The sequence below is a fragment of the Mycobacterium shinjukuense genome (assembly GCF_010730055.1).
In the GTDB taxonomy this organism is placed as follows: domain Bacteria; phylum Actinomycetota; class Actinomycetes; order Mycobacteriales; family Mycobacteriaceae; genus Mycobacterium; species Mycobacterium shinjukuense.
The window spans coordinates 2,974,994-2,992,527 of sequence record NZ_AP022575.1 but is presented as its reverse complement, the minus strand read 5'-3'; the positions used below and the strand labels follow the sequence as shown (position 1 = coordinate 2,992,527).

Annotated in this window: 24 protein-coding genes and 1 pseudogene; 21 read left to right on the top strand and 4 right to left on the bottom strand. The window is 66.8% G+C overall.

The window, feature by feature from the left end:
* Positions 1 to 92 precede the first annotated feature (92 nt).
* From G6N20_RS13500 to sppA, 19 genes and pseudogenes are all read left to right on the top strand, one after another.
* On the top strand, positions 93 to 2,453 hold the full coding sequence (locus G6N20_RS13500) for an arylsulfatase (RefSeq protein ID WP_083045925.1): 2,361 nt from the start codon (positions 93 to 95) through the stop codon (positions 2,451 to 2,453).
* 7 nt (positions 2,454 to 2,460) lie between these two features.
* Complete coding sequence (locus G6N20_RS21335) at positions 2,461 to 3,123, top strand: hypothetical protein (RefSeq protein ID WP_232065344.1); 663 nt, start codon at positions 2,461 to 2,463, stop codon at positions 3,121 to 3,123.
* 4 nt (positions 3,124 to 3,127) lie between these two features.
* Entirely contained in the window at positions 3,128 to 4,021 is an 894-nt protein-coding gene (locus tag G6N20_RS13490; RefSeq protein WP_083045979.1) for a formylglycine-generating enzyme family protein, read from the top strand.
* Positions 4,022 to 4,320: 299 nt separating this feature from the next.
* Positions 4,321 to 4,605, top strand: a pseudogene (locus tag G6N20_RS13485) (DUF4436 family protein); the annotation flags it as partial.
* A 75-nt stretch (positions 4,606 to 4,680) separates the two neighbouring features.
* Positions 4,681 to 5,616, top strand: a complete 936-nt coding sequence (locus G6N20_RS13480) for a DUF4436 domain-containing protein (protein ID WP_083045978.1) — start codon at positions 4,681 to 4,683, stop codon at positions 5,614 to 5,616.
* A 59-nt stretch (positions 5,617 to 5,675) separates the two neighbouring features.
* The gene (locus G6N20_RS21330) at positions 5,676 to 6,386 is read left to right on the top strand and encodes a DUF3375 family protein (protein WP_232065343.1); all 711 of its coding nucleotides are present in this window, start codon (positions 5,676 to 5,678) and stop codon (positions 6,384 to 6,386) included.
* Positions 6,277 to 6,510, top strand: coding sequence for a type II toxin-antitoxin system Phd/YefM family antitoxin (locus G6N20_RS13470; RefSeq protein WP_232065342.1), 234 nt, complete (start codon positions 6,277 to 6,279; stop codon positions 6,508 to 6,510). The genes G6N20_RS21330 and G6N20_RS13470 overlap by 110 nt, the downstream gene beginning before the upstream one ends.
* Positions 6,491 to 6,886: a PIN domain-containing protein gene (locus tag G6N20_RS13465; protein WP_142271817.1), complete on the top strand. Its 396-nt coding sequence runs from the start codon at positions 6,491 to 6,493 to the stop codon at positions 6,884 to 6,886. The genes G6N20_RS13470 and G6N20_RS13465 overlap by 20 nt, the downstream gene beginning before the upstream one ends.
* Positions 6,887 to 7,062: 176 nt before the next feature.
* On the top strand, positions 7,063 to 7,431 hold the full coding sequence (gene rplN / locus G6N20_RS13460; RefSeq protein WP_003403649.1) for a 50S ribosomal protein L14: 369 nt from the start codon (positions 7,063 to 7,065) through the stop codon (positions 7,429 to 7,431).
* Complete coding sequence (gene rplX, locus G6N20_RS13455) at positions 7,432 to 7,749, top strand: 50S ribosomal protein L24 (protein WP_083045922.1); 318 nt, start codon at positions 7,432 to 7,434, stop codon at positions 7,747 to 7,749.
* Positions 7,750 to 7,751: 2 nt separating this feature from the next.
* A complete protein-coding gene (rplE, locus tag G6N20_RS13450) occupies positions 7,752 to 8,324 on the top strand; it encodes a 50S ribosomal protein L5 (RefSeq protein ID WP_083045921.1) in 573 nt (190 codons plus the stop codon).
* A gap of 4 nt (positions 8,325 to 8,328) precedes the next feature.
* The gene (locus tag G6N20_RS13445; protein ID WP_083045920.1) at positions 8,329 to 8,514 is read left to right on the top strand and encodes a type Z 30S ribosomal protein S14; all 186 of its coding nucleotides are present in this window, start codon (positions 8,329 to 8,331) and stop codon (positions 8,512 to 8,514) included.
* Between the two features lie 75 nt (positions 8,515 to 8,589).
* Entirely contained in the window at positions 8,590 to 8,988 is a 399-nt protein-coding gene (gene rpsH / locus G6N20_RS13440) for a 30S ribosomal protein S8 (RefSeq protein WP_083045919.1), read from the top strand.
* 23 nt (positions 8,989 to 9,011) lie between these two features.
* Positions 9,012 to 9,551, top strand: a complete 540-nt coding sequence (rplF, locus tag G6N20_RS13435) for a 50S ribosomal protein L6 (RefSeq protein WP_083045918.1) — start codon at positions 9,012 to 9,014, stop codon at positions 9,549 to 9,551.
* A gap of 2 nt (positions 9,552 to 9,553) precedes the next feature.
* Positions 9,554 to 9,922, top strand: a complete 369-nt coding sequence (gene rplR / locus G6N20_RS13430) for a 50S ribosomal protein L18 (protein WP_083045917.1) — start codon at positions 9,554 to 9,556, stop codon at positions 9,920 to 9,922.
* A 19-nt stretch (positions 9,923 to 9,941) separates the two neighbouring features.
* Entirely contained in the window at positions 9,942 to 10,619 is a 678-nt protein-coding gene (rpsE, locus tag G6N20_RS13425) for a 30S ribosomal protein S5 (RefSeq protein ID WP_083045916.1), read from the top strand.
* Positions 10,616 to 10,831 carry a 50S ribosomal protein L30 gene (rpmD, locus tag G6N20_RS13420; RefSeq protein ID WP_083045915.1) on the top strand — a complete coding sequence of 72 codons (216 nt, stop codon included), beginning with the start codon at positions 10,616 to 10,618 and terminating at the stop codon, positions 10,829 to 10,831. Before rpsE ends, rpmD begins: the two co-directional genes overlap by 4 nt.
* Positions 10,828 to 11,268, top strand: a complete 441-nt coding sequence (gene rplO / locus G6N20_RS13415) for a 50S ribosomal protein L15 (RefSeq protein WP_163663022.1) — start codon at positions 10,828 to 10,830, stop codon at positions 11,266 to 11,268. Before rpmD ends, rplO begins: the two co-directional genes overlap by 4 nt.
* A 102-nt stretch (positions 11,269 to 11,370) precedes the next feature.
* Positions 11,371 to 13,152 carry a signal peptide peptidase SppA gene (gene sppA / locus G6N20_RS13410; RefSeq protein ID WP_163663019.1) on the top strand — a complete coding sequence of 594 codons (1,782 nt, stop codon included), beginning with the start codon at positions 11,371 to 11,373 and terminating at the stop codon, positions 13,150 to 13,152.
* Here the strand turns inward: sppA and G6N20_RS13405 are convergent.
* The gene (locus G6N20_RS13405; protein ID WP_083045913.1) at positions 13,141 to 14,079 is read right to left on the bottom strand and encodes a class I SAM-dependent methyltransferase; all 939 of its coding nucleotides are present in this window, start codon (positions 14,077 to 14,079) and stop codon (positions 13,141 to 13,143) included. The genes sppA and G6N20_RS13405 overlap by 12 nt on opposite strands.
* The gene (locus G6N20_RS13400; RefSeq protein WP_083045912.1) at positions 14,076 to 15,044 is read right to left on the bottom strand and encodes a class I SAM-dependent methyltransferase; all 969 of its coding nucleotides are present in this window, start codon (positions 15,042 to 15,044) and stop codon (positions 14,076 to 14,078) included. Before G6N20_RS13400 ends, G6N20_RS13405 begins: the two co-directional genes overlap by 4 nt.
* A gap of 182 nt (positions 15,045 to 15,226) precedes the next feature.
* On the opposite strand from G6N20_RS13400, the gene G6N20_RS13395 reads away from it, so the two are divergent.
* Together G6N20_RS13395 and G6N20_RS13390 are read left to right on the top strand one after the other, a co-directional pair.
* Positions 15,227 to 15,523, top strand: coding sequence for a hypothetical protein (locus G6N20_RS13395; protein ID WP_142271816.1), 297 nt, complete (start codon positions 15,227 to 15,229; stop codon positions 15,521 to 15,523).
* A gap of 121 nt (positions 15,524 to 15,644) precedes the next feature.
* The gene (locus G6N20_RS13390) at positions 15,645 to 15,806 is read left to right on the top strand and encodes a PIN domain-containing protein (protein WP_163663016.1); all 162 of its coding nucleotides are present in this window, start codon (positions 15,645 to 15,647) and stop codon (positions 15,804 to 15,806) included.
* Positions 15,807 to 15,850: 44 nt separating this feature from the next.
* Here the strand turns inward: G6N20_RS13390 and G6N20_RS13385 are convergent, their stop codons facing one another.
* Together G6N20_RS13385 and G6N20_RS13380 are read right to left on the bottom strand one after the other, a co-directional pair.
* Entirely contained in the window at positions 15,851 to 16,534 is a 684-nt protein-coding gene (locus G6N20_RS13385; protein WP_083045977.1) for an L-fuculose-phosphate aldolase, read from the bottom strand.
* Between the two features lie 5 nt (positions 16,535 to 16,539).
* Positions 16,540 to 17,520, bottom strand: a complete 981-nt coding sequence (locus G6N20_RS13380; RefSeq protein WP_083045910.1) for an NAD(P)-dependent oxidoreductase — start codon at positions 17,518 to 17,520, stop codon at positions 16,540 to 16,542.
* Positions 17,521 to 17,534 lie beyond the last annotated feature (14 nt).

Sequence of the window (17,534 nt, the reverse complement as noted above, 5' to 3'; positions counted from 1 at the left end):
AGCGTTTTCTTCGGTCGGCTGACTACCCTGGTGTGCGATGTAGTCTGCGCGATGTTCGCCACGTGGGTCCACGACGGGAATGGGGCTGGCCAATGACGACTGGGTCGACGGAGTTTCGAGGCAAGGTCGAGCTGGATATTCGCGATTCGGAGCCGGACTGGGGACCGTACGCGGCACCCACCGCACCGCAGAACGCACCGAACATCCTCTACCTGGTCTGGGACGACACCGGCATCGCAACCTGGGACTGCTTTGGGGGCCTGGTCGAGATGCCCGCGATGGCCCGCATCGCCGAGCGTGGCGTGCGGTTGACGCAGTTTCACACCACCGCCCTGTGCTCGCCGACCCGGGCGTCGCTGCTGACCGGCCGCAACGCCACCACGGTGGGCATGGCCACCATCGAAGAGTTCACCGACGGCTTCCCCAACTGCAACGGTCGTATCCCGGCGGACACCGCCTTGCTCTCCGAGGTGCTCGCCGAACGCGGCTACAACACCTACTGCGTGGGCAAGTGGCACCTGACGCCGCTGGAAGAGTCCAACATGGCGTCCACCAAGCGGCACTGGCCGACCTCACGGGGTTTCGAACGGTTCTACGGGTTCCTGGGCGGGGAGACCGACCAGTGGTACCCCGACCTGGTGTATGACAACCACCCGATCAACCCGCCCGGCACACCCGAGGACGGCTATCACCTGTCGAAGGACATTGCCGACAGGACAATCGAATTCATTCGCGATGCCAAGGTAATTGCGCCGGACAAGCCGTGGTTCAGCTACGTGTGCCCCGGGGCCGGGCACGCGCCGCATCACGTCTTCAAGGAATGGGCCGACAAGTACGCTGGCCGGTTCGACATGGGCTACGAGCGCTATCGCGAGATCGTGCTGGAACGGCAAAAGTCGCTGGGGATCGTGCCACCGGACACCGAACTGTCACCCATCAACCCGTATTCGGATGTCAAGGGCCCCAACGGCGAACCGTGGCCGCTGCAGGACACGGTGCGGCCCTGGGATTCGCTGGGCGACGAAGAGAAGAAGCTGTTTAGCCGGATGGCCGAGGTGTTCGCCGGCTTCCTCAGCTACACCGATGCGCAGATCGGCCGGATCCTGGATTACCTGCAGGAGTCTGGCCAGCTGGACAACACCATCATCGTGGTGATCTCCGACAACGGCGCCAGCGGCGAGGGCGGTCCGAACGGGTCGGTCAATGAGGGCAAGTTCTTCAACGGCTACATCGACACCGTCGAAGAGAGCATGAAGCTCTTCGATCACCTCGGTGGGCCGCAAACCTACAACCACTACCCGATCGGGTGGGCGATGGCCTTCAACACCCCCTACAAGTTGTTCAAGCGCTACGCGTCACACGAAGGCGGCATCGCCGACACGGCAATCATCTCCTGGCCCAACGGTATTGCCGCGCACGGCGAGGTCCGCGACAACTACATCAACGTCTGCGATATCACCCCGACCGTCTACGACCTGCTGAACATGACACCGCCAGACACCGTCAAGGGCATCGGCCAGAAGCCGCTGGACGGTGTGAGTTTCAAAGCGGCCCTTGCTGATCCGGCTGCGGACACCGGCAAGCACACCCAGTTCTACGCCATGTTGGGCACCCGGGGGATTTGGCATCGGGGCTGGTTCGCCAACACTGTGCACGCGGCCACACCTGCGGGCTGGTCACATTTCGATGCCGACCGCTGGGAGCTCTACCACATCGAGGCCGACCGCAGTCAGTGCCACGACCTGGCCGCCGAGCGCCCGGACAAGCTCGAGGAGCTCAAGGCGCTGTGGTTTTCCGAGGCCGCCAAATACAACGGGCTGCCGCTGTCGGATCTCAACCTCGTCGAAACGATGATGCGGTCGCGGCCCTACCTGGTCGGCGAACGCTCCTGCTACGTCTACTACCCCGATTGCGCCGACGTCGGCATCGGTGCCGCCGCCGAGATTCGCGGCCGCTCGTTCGCCGTGCTGGCCGACGTGACCGTGGATACCCTTGGCGCCGAGGGGGTGCTGTTCAAGCAGGGCGGCGCGCACGGCGGGCACGTGCTGTTCATCCAGGACGGGCGCCTGCACTACGTCTACAACTTCCTCGGCGAGCGCCAGCAGCTGATCTCCTCCAACGGTGCCATCCCGCTGGGCAGACACCTGTTCGGCGTGCGCTATTCGCGGACCGGAACCGTGGCGAACAGCCACACGCCGGTCGGTGACCTCACCCTGTTCATCGACCACAACGTGGTCGGAACGTGTGCCGACGTGACGACGCATCCCGGGACGTTCGGTTTAGCGGGTGCTGGCATCACGGTCGGGCGCAACGGCGGCTCGGCGGTTTCCAGCCGCTACAAGGCACCGTTCACTTTCACCGGCGGGAGTATCGCCCAGGTCACCGTCGACTTGTCAGGCCGCCCATATGAAGATGTGCAATCCGAACTCGCGCTTGCTTTTTCGCGGGACTAACCGATCGGTGAGGCTGCGCCGCGCGGTGCTGGGCATGGCGGGGCTGGTTGTGCTGTCGGCAGCCATGGCCGGGTGCCGGCAGACGGCGGGGGAGTCCCTGCCCAGCAAGGTGCCTACCGACCTGGCGGAGCCGGTGCCTGGCATCGCGCACACCCCGCCGGACCAAATTCCACCCAACGCGGTCGGCTGTGCCGCGTCGCCGACCGGCGACGGCCAGCAAGTCCTAGCCACCGTGTCCGACCCGGCCGCGCCCAGGATCACCATCAGCGTCCCCGACGGGTGGACCTCGACACCCGGTACCGGTGATACTGCATTGACGTTGACCGGCCCGCTTGGCATGTCCGCGACGGTGACTATCGTGCCGACGGACCTGCCGCCCGACGCCGCGTTCGCCCGCTACACCGCCGGTGTGGGCGGGTCGATGGCGCGCCGCAAATTCTCCGTCACCGGGGCGCAGTTCTGCGGCTACAGCAGCGAGCAGCTGAGCGGCACCCTGCAGGGCCCCTCCGGGGGGATCGACTTCGCCGCCCGCATCGCCCACGTCCGGACCAACACCAGGCAGTACCTGATAGCAATCCATCTGCAGGGGCCCACCGGCCTGGAGGGCCCAACCGGGTTCAGCGCGGCGAGTTCCACGTTGACACAGGACTTCGGGGTCGTCATACCCTGAAGTGGTGCTGACCGAGCTGGTTGATCTGCCCGGCGGATCGTTTCGCATGGGGTCGGCGAGCTTCTACCCCGAGGAAGCGCCGATCCACACCGTGACGGTGCGCGCCTTCGCGGTGGAGCGCCATCTGGTGACCAACGCGCAGTTCGCCGAATTCGTCGCCGCGACAGGGTATGTGACGGTCGCAGAGCAACCCCTTGACCCAGCGCTTTATCCCGGGGCCAATCACGATGACCTGTGTGCGGGTGCCATGGTGTTCCGTCCAACGGCCGGTCCGGTCGACCTGCGGGACTGGCGGCAGTGGTGGGACTGGGCTCCGGGAGCGAGTTGGCGTCATCCGTTCGGCCCGGACAGCGACATCACCGATAGACCCGACCATCCGGTCGTGCAGGTGGCCTATCCCGACGCCGCGGCCTACGCACGGTGGGCGGGACGCCGGTTGCCCACCGAGGCCGAATGGGAATATGCCGCCCGCGGCGGAACGACGAGCACCTACTCGTGGGGTGACGAGGAGAAACCCGGCGGCCAACTGATGGCCAACACCTGGCAGGGTAGGTTCCCGTACCGCAACGACGGGGCGTTGGGCTGGGTCGGAACCTCCCCGGTGGGAACGTTTCCCGCCAACGGGTTCGGGCTGTTGGACATGACGGGCAATGTCTGGGAGTGGACCACCACGGTGTTTTCCGCGCACCACTGCATCGATCAACCTCCGACCCCCTGCTGCGCACCGGCCGGGCCCGCCGATCCGACGATCATGCAGACCCTCAAAGGCGGTTCGCACCTGTGCTCGCCGGAGTACTGCCATCGCTATCGGCCGGCGGCACGCTCGCCGCAATCGCAGGACACCGCGACCACCCACATCGGATTCCGCTGTGTTGCGGACCGGGATTCTGAGCAGTAAATGAAATTAAATCAACAACAGCAATTCGCGGATCACTGGCTCGCGCGTTGCCGCCGGATTCGCCACGAGTTTCATTGGCATCTGGGCCGCGTACGCCTTTCGAGCCGGATATCACCGCCATGAGCCATCAGGCACGGCCGGCGCCGCCACCGACGCCGCCGCAATCGCGGGACGGCGCAGCGTGATTGGTTGCGCCGTCGTCCTGGGCATCATCGTCGTCCACACCCTACCGCTGTTCGGCGTTGATTGGCTGGCCACGTCGGCGCGTCGGCTCCCAGAACCCAACTTGGGTACCACCGAAGGGCACGCTGATCTTCGGTCTGGGCGTCGTCCTGGTCCTCGTCGGCCTGCCCGCTCTGGCACTCTGGGTGTCCATTCCGATGGCGTTGGGCCGCAAGAAATTCCCGCCACCGTTTGTCACCTGGTTCGCCGCGATGCTGTTCGCGATGGTTCCCTTGCGCAATATCCTGCGCGGCAACACAGCGCCGGGTTCTTGGATTGATCAGGCCATCACGCTGTGGGTGCTGATCGCGTTGACCGCCGCGATGAGCCTGTTCATCGTTGCCTACCGCTGGCAATCCGACCGAATTAGCTACGTCGCCGGCCTAGCGGCCGGTTGCTACGATCTGACTCCGTGTCGTATCACGGGGGCCCGGCCGATGCCCGATAACCAACCGGCACCGGGCGCGGCGGAGGAGGGTTCCGCAGCGGGAGCCTCGCCCGAGCACAAGCACATGTCGCGACGCAAACACCTCGTGCTCGACACCACCATCATCGTGGGCGTGGCCGTCGTCTACGTGCTGTCGCTGCTCGGCTATCACTGGCTGGCCAGCTCACCGGGTCCACTGCCCAAGCCGGATGTGGGCACCACCGACGACACCGTGGTGCTGATCCGCTTCGAGGAGCTACACACCGTCGCCAATCGCCTCGACGTGAAAGTGCTTGTGATGCCGGACGATTCAATGCTCGACAAGCGCCTCGACGTGTTGACCGTGGATACGTCGGTGCGCCTCTACCCGGAGAACGAACTAGGAGATCTGCAGTACCCGGTCGGGAAATCGCCGGCGCAACTGGGCACCACCATCGAAGCGCACGGCGACCCCGGTAACTGGCCGTTCGACACCTACACCACCGACGTCATCCAGGCCGATGTGCTCGTCGGGGCCGGCGACAACCGGCAATACAAGCCCGCCCGCGTCGAAGTGACCGGATCCTTGGAAGGCTGGGACATCAGCGTCACCCGGGTCGGGGACGCCAGCCAAACCTCGGACCGGCCCGACAACGTCGTCATCACCCTCAAAAGGGCCAAGGGCCCGTTGGTTTTCGACCTGGGCATCTGCCTCGTCCTGATCACGTTGCCCACGCTGGCACTGTTCGTGGCGATTCAAATGGTCACCGGCAGGAGAAAATTCCAGCCGCCGTTCGGCACCTGGTACGCCGCGATGCTGTTTGCCGTCGTGCCGTTGCGCACCATCCTGCCCGGTTCCCCGCCGGCGGGTGCATGGGTCGACCGGGCCGTCGTGATCTGGGTGCTGATCGCGCTGGCCACGGCCATGGTGGTGTACATCGTCGCGTGGTACCGAGAGTCTGACTAATAACACCGGGGAACACGCGGCCGCGTGCGCAGGGGCGGTGTCGGTGCCCGGGGATACGGTTGGCCCATGCGACACGAGCAGATCGCTTCGCTGCGGGCCGGCACCCCGCCTGGCGGCTGCTGCGTGCCGAGAACGCGCCCCTGATCCCGTCGTTTCTGGGCAGGGTGTTCGTCGACGAGAACGTCGGCGACATCGCGGAGTCGCAACTGGTCGGCCAGCGTGACGACGAGTTATTCGCGCTCGGCGAGCGACTGGGCGAGGCGAGCTATCCCAAGTCCGCGCGGGCCTGTCTCGACGACTGGTCGGCGCCCGGCGTCGGCTGGTTGCGCAAGTACTATCCACCAGGATCCGACGAGCCGCGCTACGACGCCACCCCGGCGGTCGAGAAGGCCGTGGCCTGGGTGCGCGGGTTGCGCGAACGTTCGTTTGTCGGCACCGAATCCCGGCTTTCAACACGATCTTCGAGCTGCTGCGCCAACTGGTGTTCGGCCTGTAGACCGATAGCCGTGCGCGGCTCGATGAACTCGAACGCCGTCGACGCGAGATCGCTGCGGTTGCCGGGGGTCTATTCCGCGTCCTGTGACCGAATGGTCGACGCCCGCACCGCGGGCCCGAAGCCAATCCGCTATGTGGACGCTGGTGTTCGTGGACAGTGTGGGCATGCGCGAGCTGAGGCAGAATCCTGCCCCGGTATTGCGCGCCGTCGAGGCGGGTGCGGAGGTGACGGTGTCGGTGAATGGCCGTCCGGTGGCACGGATCGTGCCTGTTGACGCGCCGGTGTGGGTTGACGGTGATCATGCTGCGCACATCTACACCGCCGAAGTGGATGCGCAGTGGGCGGAGGATCTGGCGAAAGCTCGCGAGGACGAGACCATTGCCGATCCCTGGAATTAGGCGCGCGTTGCTCGACACCAGCGTGCTGGTCGCCGACGATGTGGATTTGTCCGGCCTGGTCTGCCAGGTCAGTGCGGTCAGTTATGCGGAGCTGCACTTTGGTGTGCAGGCCGCCAGCAGCGAGGCGATGCGCCTGGCGCGACAGCACCGGCTGACCCTGATTCAGGCCACCTACGGACATGGCCTGGCATTTACCGACGACACCGCTCACCACTGCGGCCTACTGTGCGGCCGGCTGCGGCAACTCGGTCGCAGCCCGTGCGGGCAAGCACTTGACCTCATGATCGCGGCGACCGCGCTAAGTCTCGGTGTCGCGTTGGTGACCAGAAACGTTGGGGACGTCGCTCAACTTGGCGTCACCGTGCTGCAGCGCTGACGCCGCGCACAACGCGAAATTTGGCTCTGCGCTGGTCGTCCCCTAAACTCTAGGGGTTGCCTTGGGCAGACCTCGGCCGGTGCGCGCAAGCGAAATTGGCCCCGCGTGCCCTTCGGCAACAAGACCGCGCACGTCAGGTTGTGGTGGGTCGTGCCCAAACCAGGTCAGGAGATCTAGTGATTCAGCAGGAATCGCGGCTGAAGGTCGCCGACAACACCGGCGCCAAGGAGATCTTGTGCATCCGGGTGCTCGGCGGTTCGTCGCGACGCTACGCGGGCATCGGCGACGTGATCGTCGCCACCGTTAAGGACGCGATACCCGGCGGCAACGTCAAGCGGGGAGACGTCGTCAAGGCCGTCGTGGTGCGCACGGTCAAGGAACGCCGCCGTCCCGACGGCAGCTACATCAAGTTCGACGAGAACGCCGCGGTGATCATCAAGCCGGACAACGACCCGCGCGGCACCCGCATCTTCGGGCCGGTCGGCCGCGAGCTGCGGGAGAAGCGGTTCATGAAGATCATTTCGCTGGCCCCGGAGGTGTTGTAAGTGAAGGTCCGCAAGGGCGACACCGTGCTGGTGATTTCGGGCAAAGACAAGGGCGCCAAGGGCAAGGTGCTGCAGGCCTACCCGGCTCGTAACCGGGTGCTGGTCGAGGGCGTCAACCGAATCAAGAAGCACACCCCCATCTCGACCAACCAGCGTGGCGCGCGGTCGGGCGGGATCGTTACCCAGGAGGCGCCGATCCACGTGTCCAACGTGATGGTGGTCGACTCCGACGGCAAGCCCACCCGCATCGGCTACCGGGTCGACGAGGAGACCGGCAAGCGGGTCCGCATCTCCAAGCGCAGCGGCAAGGACATCTAGACGTGGGAACCACAGAAAGCACCGTGAAGATTCAGCCGCGTCTGAAGGACCGCTACCGCAACGAGATCCGGGCCGCGCTGCAACAGCAGTTCGGTTACCGCAACGTCATGCAGATCCCGACCGTGACCAAGGTCGTCGTCAACATGGGCGTCGGCGAGGCCGCCCGGGACGCCAAGCTGATCAACGGCGCGGTCAACGACCTGGCGCTGATCACCGGGCAGCGACCGGAGATCCGCCGGGCGCGCAAGTCGATCGCGCAGTTCAAACTGCGTGCGGGCATGCCGGTGGGCGTCCGGGTGACGTTGCGCGGCGACCGGATGTGGGAGTTCCTCGACCGGCTCACCTCGATCGCGCTGCCACGGATCCGTGACTTCCGCGGCTTGTCGCCCAAGCAATTCGACGGGGCCGGCAACTACACCTTCGGGCTGGCCGAGCAGTCGGTGTTCCACGAGGTCGACGTGGACAAGATCGACCGGGTGCGCGGCATGGACATCAATGTCGTCACCTCGGCGACCAACGACGACGAAGGGCGGGCGCTGTTGCGAGCCCTCGGGTTTCCCTTCAAGGAGAACTGAGTAGATGGCAAAGAAGGCACTGGTCAACAAGGCCGCGCGGAAACCGAAATACCCGGTGCGCGGCTACACCCGCTGCAGCAAGTGCGGTCGCCCGCGCGCAGTGTTCCGCAAGTTTGGGCTGTGCAGGATCTGCCTGCGCGAGATGGCGCACGCCGGTGAGTTGCCCGGCGTGCAGAAGAGCAGCTGGTAACCGGACGCAGGACGAGAACACCATGACCGTGCTGACGACGATGCAGAGCGCAGCGATGAAGAGGAGTAGCGCTCAATGACCATGACCGACCCGATCGCAGACTTCCTGACACGTCTGCGCAACGCCAATTCGGCGTACCACGACGAGGTGCGCTTGCCGCACTCCAAGCTCAAGGCCAACATCGCCCAGATTCTGAAGAACGAGGGGTACATCAGCGATTTCCGCACCGAGGACGCTCGGGTGGGCAAATCGCTGGTCATTCAGCTCAAGTACGGGCCCAGCCGGGAGCGCAGCATCGCGGGTCTGCGGCGGATTTCCAAGCCCGGTTTGCGGGTGTACGCCAAATCCTCCAACCTGCCGCGAGTGCTCGGCGGCCTGGGCGTGGCGATCATCTCGACGTCCTCGGGCCTGCTCACCGATCGTCAGGCGGCCAGACAGGGCGTGGGCGGCGAAGTCCTCGCATATGTCTGGTGAGAGCGTGGTGAGAGGAGGCAACCATGTCACGCATTGGTAAGCAGCCGATTCCGGTGCCCGCCGGGGTCGACGTCACGATCGACGGGCAGAACATCTCGGTCACCGGGCCCAAGGGCACCCTGGCGCTGACGGTGGCCGAGCCGATCACGGTGGCACGCAACGACGACGGCGCGATCGTGGTCTCCCGCCCCGACGACGAGCGGCGCAGCCGGTCACTGCACGGGTTGTCGCGCACCCTGGTGGCCAACCTGGTCACCGGCGTGACGCAGGGTTACACCACCAAGATGGAGATTTACGGCGTCGGTTACCGGGTGCAGCTCAAGGGCTCCAACCTGGAGTTCGCGCTGGGCTACAGCCACCCCGTGGTGGTCGAGGCCCCCGAGGGCATCACATTCGCGGTCCAGGCGCCCACCAAGTTCACGGTCTCGGGGATCGACAAGCAGAAGGTCGGCCAGATCTCGGCGAACATCCGCCGTCTGCGCCGCCCCGACCCGTACAAGGGCAAGGGCGTGCGCTACGAGGGCGAGCAGATCCGCCGCAAGGTCGGAAAGACGGGTAAGTGATCATGGCGCAAACGGCTTCCGAGGCCCGGCGGGTCGCCCGGCTGCGTCGGCACGCGCGGCTGCGCAAGAAGATTGCCGGCACCCCAGAACGCCCCCGGCTGGTGGTGCACCGGTCGGCGCGGCACATTCACGTCCAACTGGTGAACGACCTCAACGGCACCACGCTGGCCGCCGCGTCGTCGATCGAAGCCGATGTGCGCGGCCTGGGCGGGGACAAGAAAGCCCGCAGCGTGCGGGTCGGCCAGTTGATCGCCGAACGGGCCAAGGCTGCCGGCATCCAGACGGTGGTGTTCGACCGCGGCGGCTACACCTACGGCGGACGGATCGCGGCGCTGGCCGATGCCGCCCGCGAGAACGGATTGAGTTTCTGATGAACGGGAGGACCGCATAATGGCGGAGCAGCCTGCTGGGTCAGCCGGGCAGGACACTCGCGGCGACGGCGCGCGCGAGAGCCGGGGCCGCCGCGACAGCGGCCGCGGCGGACGTGACCGCGACGGCGAGAAGAGCAACTACCTAGAACGGGTCGTCGCGATCAACCGAGTCTCCAAGGTGGTCAAGGGTGGTCGGCGGTTCAGCTTCACCGCCTTGGTCATCGTGGGCGATGGCAACGGCCTGGTCGGTGTCGGCTACGGCAAGGCCAAGGAGGTCCCGGCCGCGATCGCCAAAGGCGTCGAAGAGGCCCGCAAGAACTTCTTTCGCGTGCCCCTGATCGGCGGCACCATCACACACCCGGTGCAGGGCGAGGCGGCCGCCGGCGTGGTGCTGTTGCGCCCGGCCAGCCCGGGTACCGGTGTGATCGCGGGCGGTGCGGCGCGCGCGGTGCTGGAATGCGCAGGGGTGCACGACATCCTGGCCAAGTCGCTGGGCAGTGACAACGCCATCAACGTGGTGCACGCCACCGTGGCGGCCCTGAAGATGCTGCAGCGTCCCGAGGAGGTGGCCGCCCGGCGCGGTCTGCCGATCGAGGACGTGGCCCCGGCCGGAATGTTGAAGGCGCGGCGCGAAAGTGACGCGCTGGCTGGTGTGGTCGCGGCAGGAGAGGCGCAGATCTCGGGGGCGCAACCATGAGCGACGCAAAGTCCACACAGCTGAAGATCACCCAGGTGCGCAGCACCGTCGGGGCACGCTGGAAGCAGCGGGAGAGCCTGCGCACCCTGGGCCTGCGGCGGATTCGGCACTCGGTGATTCGCGAGGACACCCCGGCGACCCGCGGGCTGATCGCGGTGGTGCGTCACCTTGTCGAGGTGGAGCCCGCAGAGACCGGAGGTAAGGCACGGTGACGATCAAGCTGCACGACCTGCGGCCCGCGCCGGGTTCGCGAACCCCGCGCACCCGAGTCGGTCGCGGTGACGGTTCCAAGGGCAAGACGGCGGGCCGGGGCACCAAGGGCACCAAGGCCCGCAAGCGGATGCCGGTTGCCTTCGAGGGTGGGCAGATGCCCATCCACATGCGGCTGCCCAAGCTGAAGGGCTTCCGCAACCGGTTCCGCACCGAGTATGAGATCGTCAACGTCGGCGACATCAACCGGCTGTTCCCCCAGGGCGGCGCCATCGGCGTGGACGACCTGGTGGCCAAGGGGGCCGTTCGCAAGAACGCGTTGGTCAAGGTGCTGGGCGATGGCAAGCTGACCGTCAAGGTCGAGGTGTCGGCGCACAAGTTCAGCGGCAGCGCGCGCGAGAAGATCATCGCGGCCGGCGGCTCGGCCACCGAGCTGTAGGTTAGTGCCGCGAGCAGACGCAAAAGCCCCCGAAAATGCCCATTTTCGGGGCTTTTGCGTCTGCTCGCGGCCAATCGTGGCCGGTCGGTACGCTGGGTGAATATGGTCGCCTTTCTGCCTTCCTTGCCCGGTGTTGACGACGTGCGGGCCCTGGTAACCCGGGTTGATACCGTCCGTCACCACGGCGTGCCCAACGGCTGCGTGCTCGAGCTCAACCTGCGGTCCATGCCGCCGGAGACGACGGGCTTCGACCCGTTGGAAATCCTCACCGGCGGCGGCCGGCGGATGGCGCTACGTGACGCCGTCGCCGCTATCCACCGCGCCGCCGAGGACCCCCGGGTCGCCGGGCTGATTGCCCGCGTGCAGCTTTCGCCCGCACCGGTCGGTGCGGTTCAGGAGCTGCGGGAGGCCATCGTGGCGTTCACCGCCGCCAAGCCGTCGCTGGCCTGGGCCGAAACCTATCCGGGCACGCTGTCCTACTACCTGGCCTCAGCGTTTGGTGAGGTTTGGATGCAGCCGTCGGGCAGTGTCGGGCTGGTGGGCTTCGCGAGCAACGCCACCTTCCTGCGCGACGCGTTGGACAAGGCGGGCATCCAAGCCCAGTTTGTCGCCCGGGGCGAATACAAGTCGGCGGCAAACCTTTTCACCGAGGACGGCTACACCGACGCCCATCGGGAAGCCGTCACCCGGCTGCTGGAAAGCGTGCAAGAACAGGTGTGGCGGGCCGTCGCCGAATCCCGCGACATCGATCCCGGCGCGCTCGACGAGCTGGCCGACCGGGCTCCGCTGTTGCGCGACGATGCGGTGGCCTGCGGCCTGGTCGACCGGATCGGTTTCCGTGACGAAGCCTACGCCCGTATCGCGGAATTGACCGGTGCCGACGACGCCGCATCGGAGGCCGACGAAAAGCCGCCGCGGATGTACCTGGCGCGCTACGCCAGCTCCGCCCGGTCACGGCTGGCCTCGCCGGTGCCGCCGATACCCGGGCGTCGGGCCAAGCCGACGATCGCAGTGGTCACCCTGGAGGGCCCGATTCTCAACGGACGTGGTGGGCCGCAATTTCTGCCGTTCGCTCCCGCCAGCGTGGGCGCTGACACCATCGCCGCGGCGCTGCGCGAGGTGGCTGCCGACGATTCGGTGGCGGCGATTGTGCTGCGGGTGGACAGTCCGGGGGGCTCGGTCACGGCTTCCGAAACCGTTTGGCGCGAGGTGAAGAGAGCCCGCGATCGCGGCAAGCCGGTGGTGGCGTCGATGGGCGCGGTGGCTGCCTCCGGTGGCTACTACGTTTCGGCGGCCGCCGACGCGATCGTGGCAAATCCGGGCACCATCACCGGCTCGATCGGTGTGATCACCGGAAAGCTGGTGGTGCGTGACCTGAAGGGTCGGCTGGGAGTTGGGTCAGATACGGTGCGCACCAACGCCAATGCGGATGCCTGGTCGATTGACTCCCCCTTCACGCCGCAACAGCAGGCTCATCGGGAGGCGGAGGCGGACCTGTTTTACTCCGACTTCGTGCAGCGCGTCGCCGAGGGGCGAAACCTGAGCATCGACACGGTGAACGGTGTTGCGCGAGGGCGGGTCTGGACCGGCGCCGACGCCCTGGAGCGGGGTTTGGTGGACGAACTCGGCGGGTTTCGAGCCGCGGTGCGCCGGGCGAAAATCCTGGCCGGGCTGGACGAGGACACCGAAGTCCGCATCCTCAGTTATCCGGGCTCGTCGCTGCGGGACCTGGTGCGACCACGAGCGTCGTCGCAACCGCGCGCTGGCTCACTGCCGGATGCGGTGGGCGCGCTGCTGGCCCGCTCGGTGGTCGGGATCATCGAAAGCGTGGAGCAGACACTCGGCGGCGCTAGCGTGTTATGGCTGGGGGAGTCACGCTTCTAACGCGTTCAAGGTGCCACTGATGAAAAGGATCTCGCCGAGCGGATCGTCGTCTTCGGGTGCGGGCACGGTCAAGCCGTTGCGCCCGAACAGTTCGGTGCGCGTCACACCCTCCACGTCCCAGCCGCTGACGCGCAGGTAGTCGAGCACGTGGTTGCGTTCGCCGGCATACACCAGTGAGGCCATGTCGATGTCCACGCCGTGGTCCCGAAACGACCGGGAGATATCCCGTGCCCGGTCGGCGTCGAAATCCACAATGCCAGGCACGAATTCGGTGGCGATTGTGCTTCCGGGAACGCTGAGCGCGGTGATGTTGTCGAACAATCGGTCCTGGGCGTCCGGCGGCAAGTAGATCAACAGACCCTCGGCCAACCACGCCGTCGGCACCGTCGCGTCCAGGCCGGCGGCTTTCAGTGCCGCGGGCCAGTCGGCCCGCAGGTCGATGGGGATCGTGCGGCGGGTGGCCGTGGGCTTGGCACCGATGGCGGCCAAAGTCTTTGTCTTGAACTCGATCACCTGTGGTTGGTCGATCTCATAGACCACCGTCTGAGCCGGCCACGGCAGCCGGTATGCGCGGGCGTCCAACCCGGAAGCGAGGATCACCACTTGCCGCACCCCGCCGTTGGTGGCGTTGGCGAAGTAGTCATCGAAGTACTTGGTGCGCACCCCCATCCCGTCGATCAGCGCCTGCGCACGCCGCGGCGAGAAGTTGGCGATCGCTTCCAGATCGAGCTCACCGTCCAGCATTCTGACGAAGAAATCCACCCCGACCGCGCGCACCAGCGGTTCGGCGAACGGATCGTCGATCAAGCCGTTGGGGTCCTTGGTCACCATGGCTCGCCCGGCGGCGACCAACGTCGCGGTGGCGCCGACACTGGACGCCAGATCCCAGCTGTCGTCGTCGGATCGCCCGGAGTCGATCCCGGTCATGTGGCTGACTCCGGCGTGGTGTCGCGGTGCAACGTACCGCTCACGTAGCACAGGTCGGGCATGGGCGGGTCTTCGTCTTCGATGGGCGGCAGCCCATTGGCCGCCAGCAAGTCCTGGAGGTTGATCTCGGTGACCAGCCAACCATGGTCGGACAGGTAGGCCGCGGCCTCGTTGCGGTCCCCGAAATACACCAGCCCGGTCATGTCGACGTCGAAACCGTGTGCGCGCCAACGATCGGAGAGGCGCCTCATCCGCTCCTTCATCCGTTCCTGGTGGCCGGGCTCGACGTCGCGGAAGCTTTCGGTGGCGAACCGGCTGCCCGGCGCGCTGAGCCCGGTCACGGTGTCCAGCAGCCGGTCCTGGGCCGCCGGCGGTAGGTAGCCCAGCAGCCCCTCGGCGCTCCACGCGGTGGGGCGGGCCGGGTCGAATCCCGCCGCACGCAGCGCGGTCGGCCAGTCGTCACGCAGGTCGATGGCCACCGCGCGCCGGTCGGCGGTGGGGGCGGCGTTCAGCGCGGCCAGTGTGCGGGTCTTGAACTCGATGATCTGGGGCTGGTCGATCTCATAGACCACGGTGGCCGCGGGCCAGGGCAGCCGGTAGGCGCGCGAGTCCAGTCCTGAGGCCAGGATCACCACCTGCCTGATGCCGGCCTGGGTTGCGCTTGTGAAGAAGTCGTCGAAGAACTTGGTGCGGACGGCCATGTTGTCGGCCACGCGGGTCATCGAGGCGCTCGGGCGCTGCGGGTCGTCCAGCTCTTCGGGCGTCAGTTGCCCGCTGGCCAGCCGGGTCAGCAGGTCCACGCCCACCGCCCGCACCAGCGGCTCGGCGAACGGATCGTTGATCAGCGGGCGATCGGCGCGGGTTGCCACCGCGCGGGCCGCCGCCACCATGGTGGCGGTTATCCCGACGCTGGATGCCAAATCCCAGGTGTCCCCGTCGTACCTGGCGGAACCGGTGAAAGTCATCTGTTGCCCCCATTCGCAGGCCTACGGCTAATATTTAGATAGTATAAGCAGTCTGCCGGTTCGGGTCAGGTTTTCGGGCGGGTGGCGCAATAGTAGGTGAGACGTCCGAAGAGGTGATGGACGGGCCGCCCCTGGATCGCTGGTGAGGGCCGCGAGGCATTCGGCAGGTGGTACATGCATGCATGCGAACGACCGTGGAGATTACCCACGCGCAGCATCGCGCGTTGAGCGAGAACGCTCAGCGTCGCGGCATCCGGGGCCTCTCCGTGCTCGTCCAGGCAGCGGATCTGCTGCTGGGGCTCGAAGGCATGCTCACCGAGTCAGATGCGCGAGAGGTACGTACCCGCATCGACGAGGTGAAGTCCACATGGCGGGCCTCGTGGTCGTCGATACCGATTTGGTGGTCGATTTTCTTCGCGGCAGCGGCGCTGGAGTTGCGTTGGTCCGCGAGTCGATTACCAGCCATCGGCTGCGCGTGACCGCGATTCCCGCGTAAGAGCTGCGCGGTGGTACGGAATTTGGCGCGCCGCGATGATGTGCTCCGGCTCGTTGGTTCGCGCCTTCCCCCTGCACTCGGCCAGGGCGTTTGGGGCCGGCGAATTGGCTGCGACGCTGCGACGAGGCGGTCAGGACATCGGCCAGGCCGACTGCTTGCGGGAGGATATCTGCCTGAACGTCGACCTGCCGTTCGCGACTCGCCATCGCAAGCACTTCGCGCGGGTAACGGGTCTGCGCCGGCACGACGTCGCCGATGATGCGTGAGCGTGAATCTCCCGACGGCCTCGCGGCGTGTCACGTCGTGGGATTCACTCTCGGCCGGCGTGGCCGGTGTGCGGGCTCGGGTTGGCCCGTAGATAGGCGTACACCCCGGCGAAATTGCGGTTCACGTCTTCGGGTATGGGCACTGCCCCACCGAGAGCCCTTGCTCCCCAGACGATTTGGGCCGTGCGTTCGACCAAGGCGGTGATGTGCAAGACCGTGTCCGGGCGGGGGCCGACGGCCACCAGGCCGTGGTTGGCGATCAGGGCGGCGGCCCGGCCGTGCAGCGCCTGGACGGCGTTGCGGCCCACCTCGGGCGTGCCGGACGCGGCGTACTCGGTACAGCGAACGTCGCCGCCGCAGTACACCGCGAACTCGTCGACGCAGGCCGGAATCGGCTGACGCGCGATCGCGAACATGGTCGCCCACACCGGATGGCTGTGGATGACGCTGCCGATGTCGTCGAACGCGTGGTAGCAGGCCAGGTGCAGTTTCATTTCGGTCGACGGCGACCGACCCTCCTTGGCGTGCAGCACGGCGCCTTCCGGGCTGACCAGCACCAGATCGTCGAGCTCCATGTCGGCGTAGTCGACCGATGACGGCGTGATGACGAGGTTGCCGTCGGCGCGCCGGGCTGAAATGTTGCCGGCCGTTCCCTCGACCAGGCCCCGACGCAGCATGTCCTTGGCCGCCGCCAGCACCGAGGATTCCGGGTTGTCAACGGATTTCACGGAATTCACCGGGCCAGCACCTCCGGATTGACGATATGGGCGGGTGTGTCGCCACTCAGCAGCGCCTGCAGGTCGTCGGCGACCTGCTGGGCCTGCCGGGCCTCGGTGTTCCAGGTGGCTCCGCCGATGTGCGGGGTGAGCACAACGTTGGGCATGCTCACCAGCGGGTGGTCGGTGGGCAGCCAGTCGCCGGCGAAGTGGTCCAGCCCGGCGGCGGCCACCTTCCCGCCGCGCAGGGCGTCGACCAGGGCATCGGTGTCGTGCAGCTGGGCCCGGGCGGTGTTGAGGAAGACCACGCCGTCGCGCATGGCCGCGAACTGCTCGGCGCCGATCATCCCGACGGTGTCCTCGGTGACCGGTGCGTGCAGGGACACGATGTCGGACTCGGCCAGCAGCTCGTCCAGGCTGTGCCGCGCTTCGTCGTGGAAGGGGTCGCAGGCGATGACCCGCAGGCCCAGGCCGGTCAGCCGCCAGCGCACCGCCCGGCCCACCGCACCCAGCCCCACCAGCCCCGCGGTGCGCCCGGCGATTTCCCAGCCGCGGAACCGCTGATAGGGAATCGTGCCGTCGCGAAACATGTTGCCGCTGCGAACATCTGCATCCGCGGCCGGCAGGTGGCGGGTGGCGGCCAGCAACAGGGCCACCGTCAGCTCGGCGACCGCGTCGGCGTTGCGGGCGGGCGTGTGCAGCACCGGGATGCCGGCGGCGGTGGCGGCGGGGATGTCGACGTTGTTGGGGTTCCCCCGGGTGGACGCGACCGCGCGCAACCCTAGCTCGAATACCGGTCCGCTGACCGAATCAGCTTCCACCACAACAAGATCGGCGGCTTCAGTGGTAATCCGCTCGGCCAGCTGCTGGGCGGTGTAGATGCGCAACGGCGTCTGGTCGATCCACGGGTCGTACACCACGTCGGCCAGCCGCTGGAGTTTGGCGAACCCCGGTCCCCGCAGCGGGGCGGTGACCAGGGCCCGCGGTCGTGACGTCACGAATGCCAATGCTG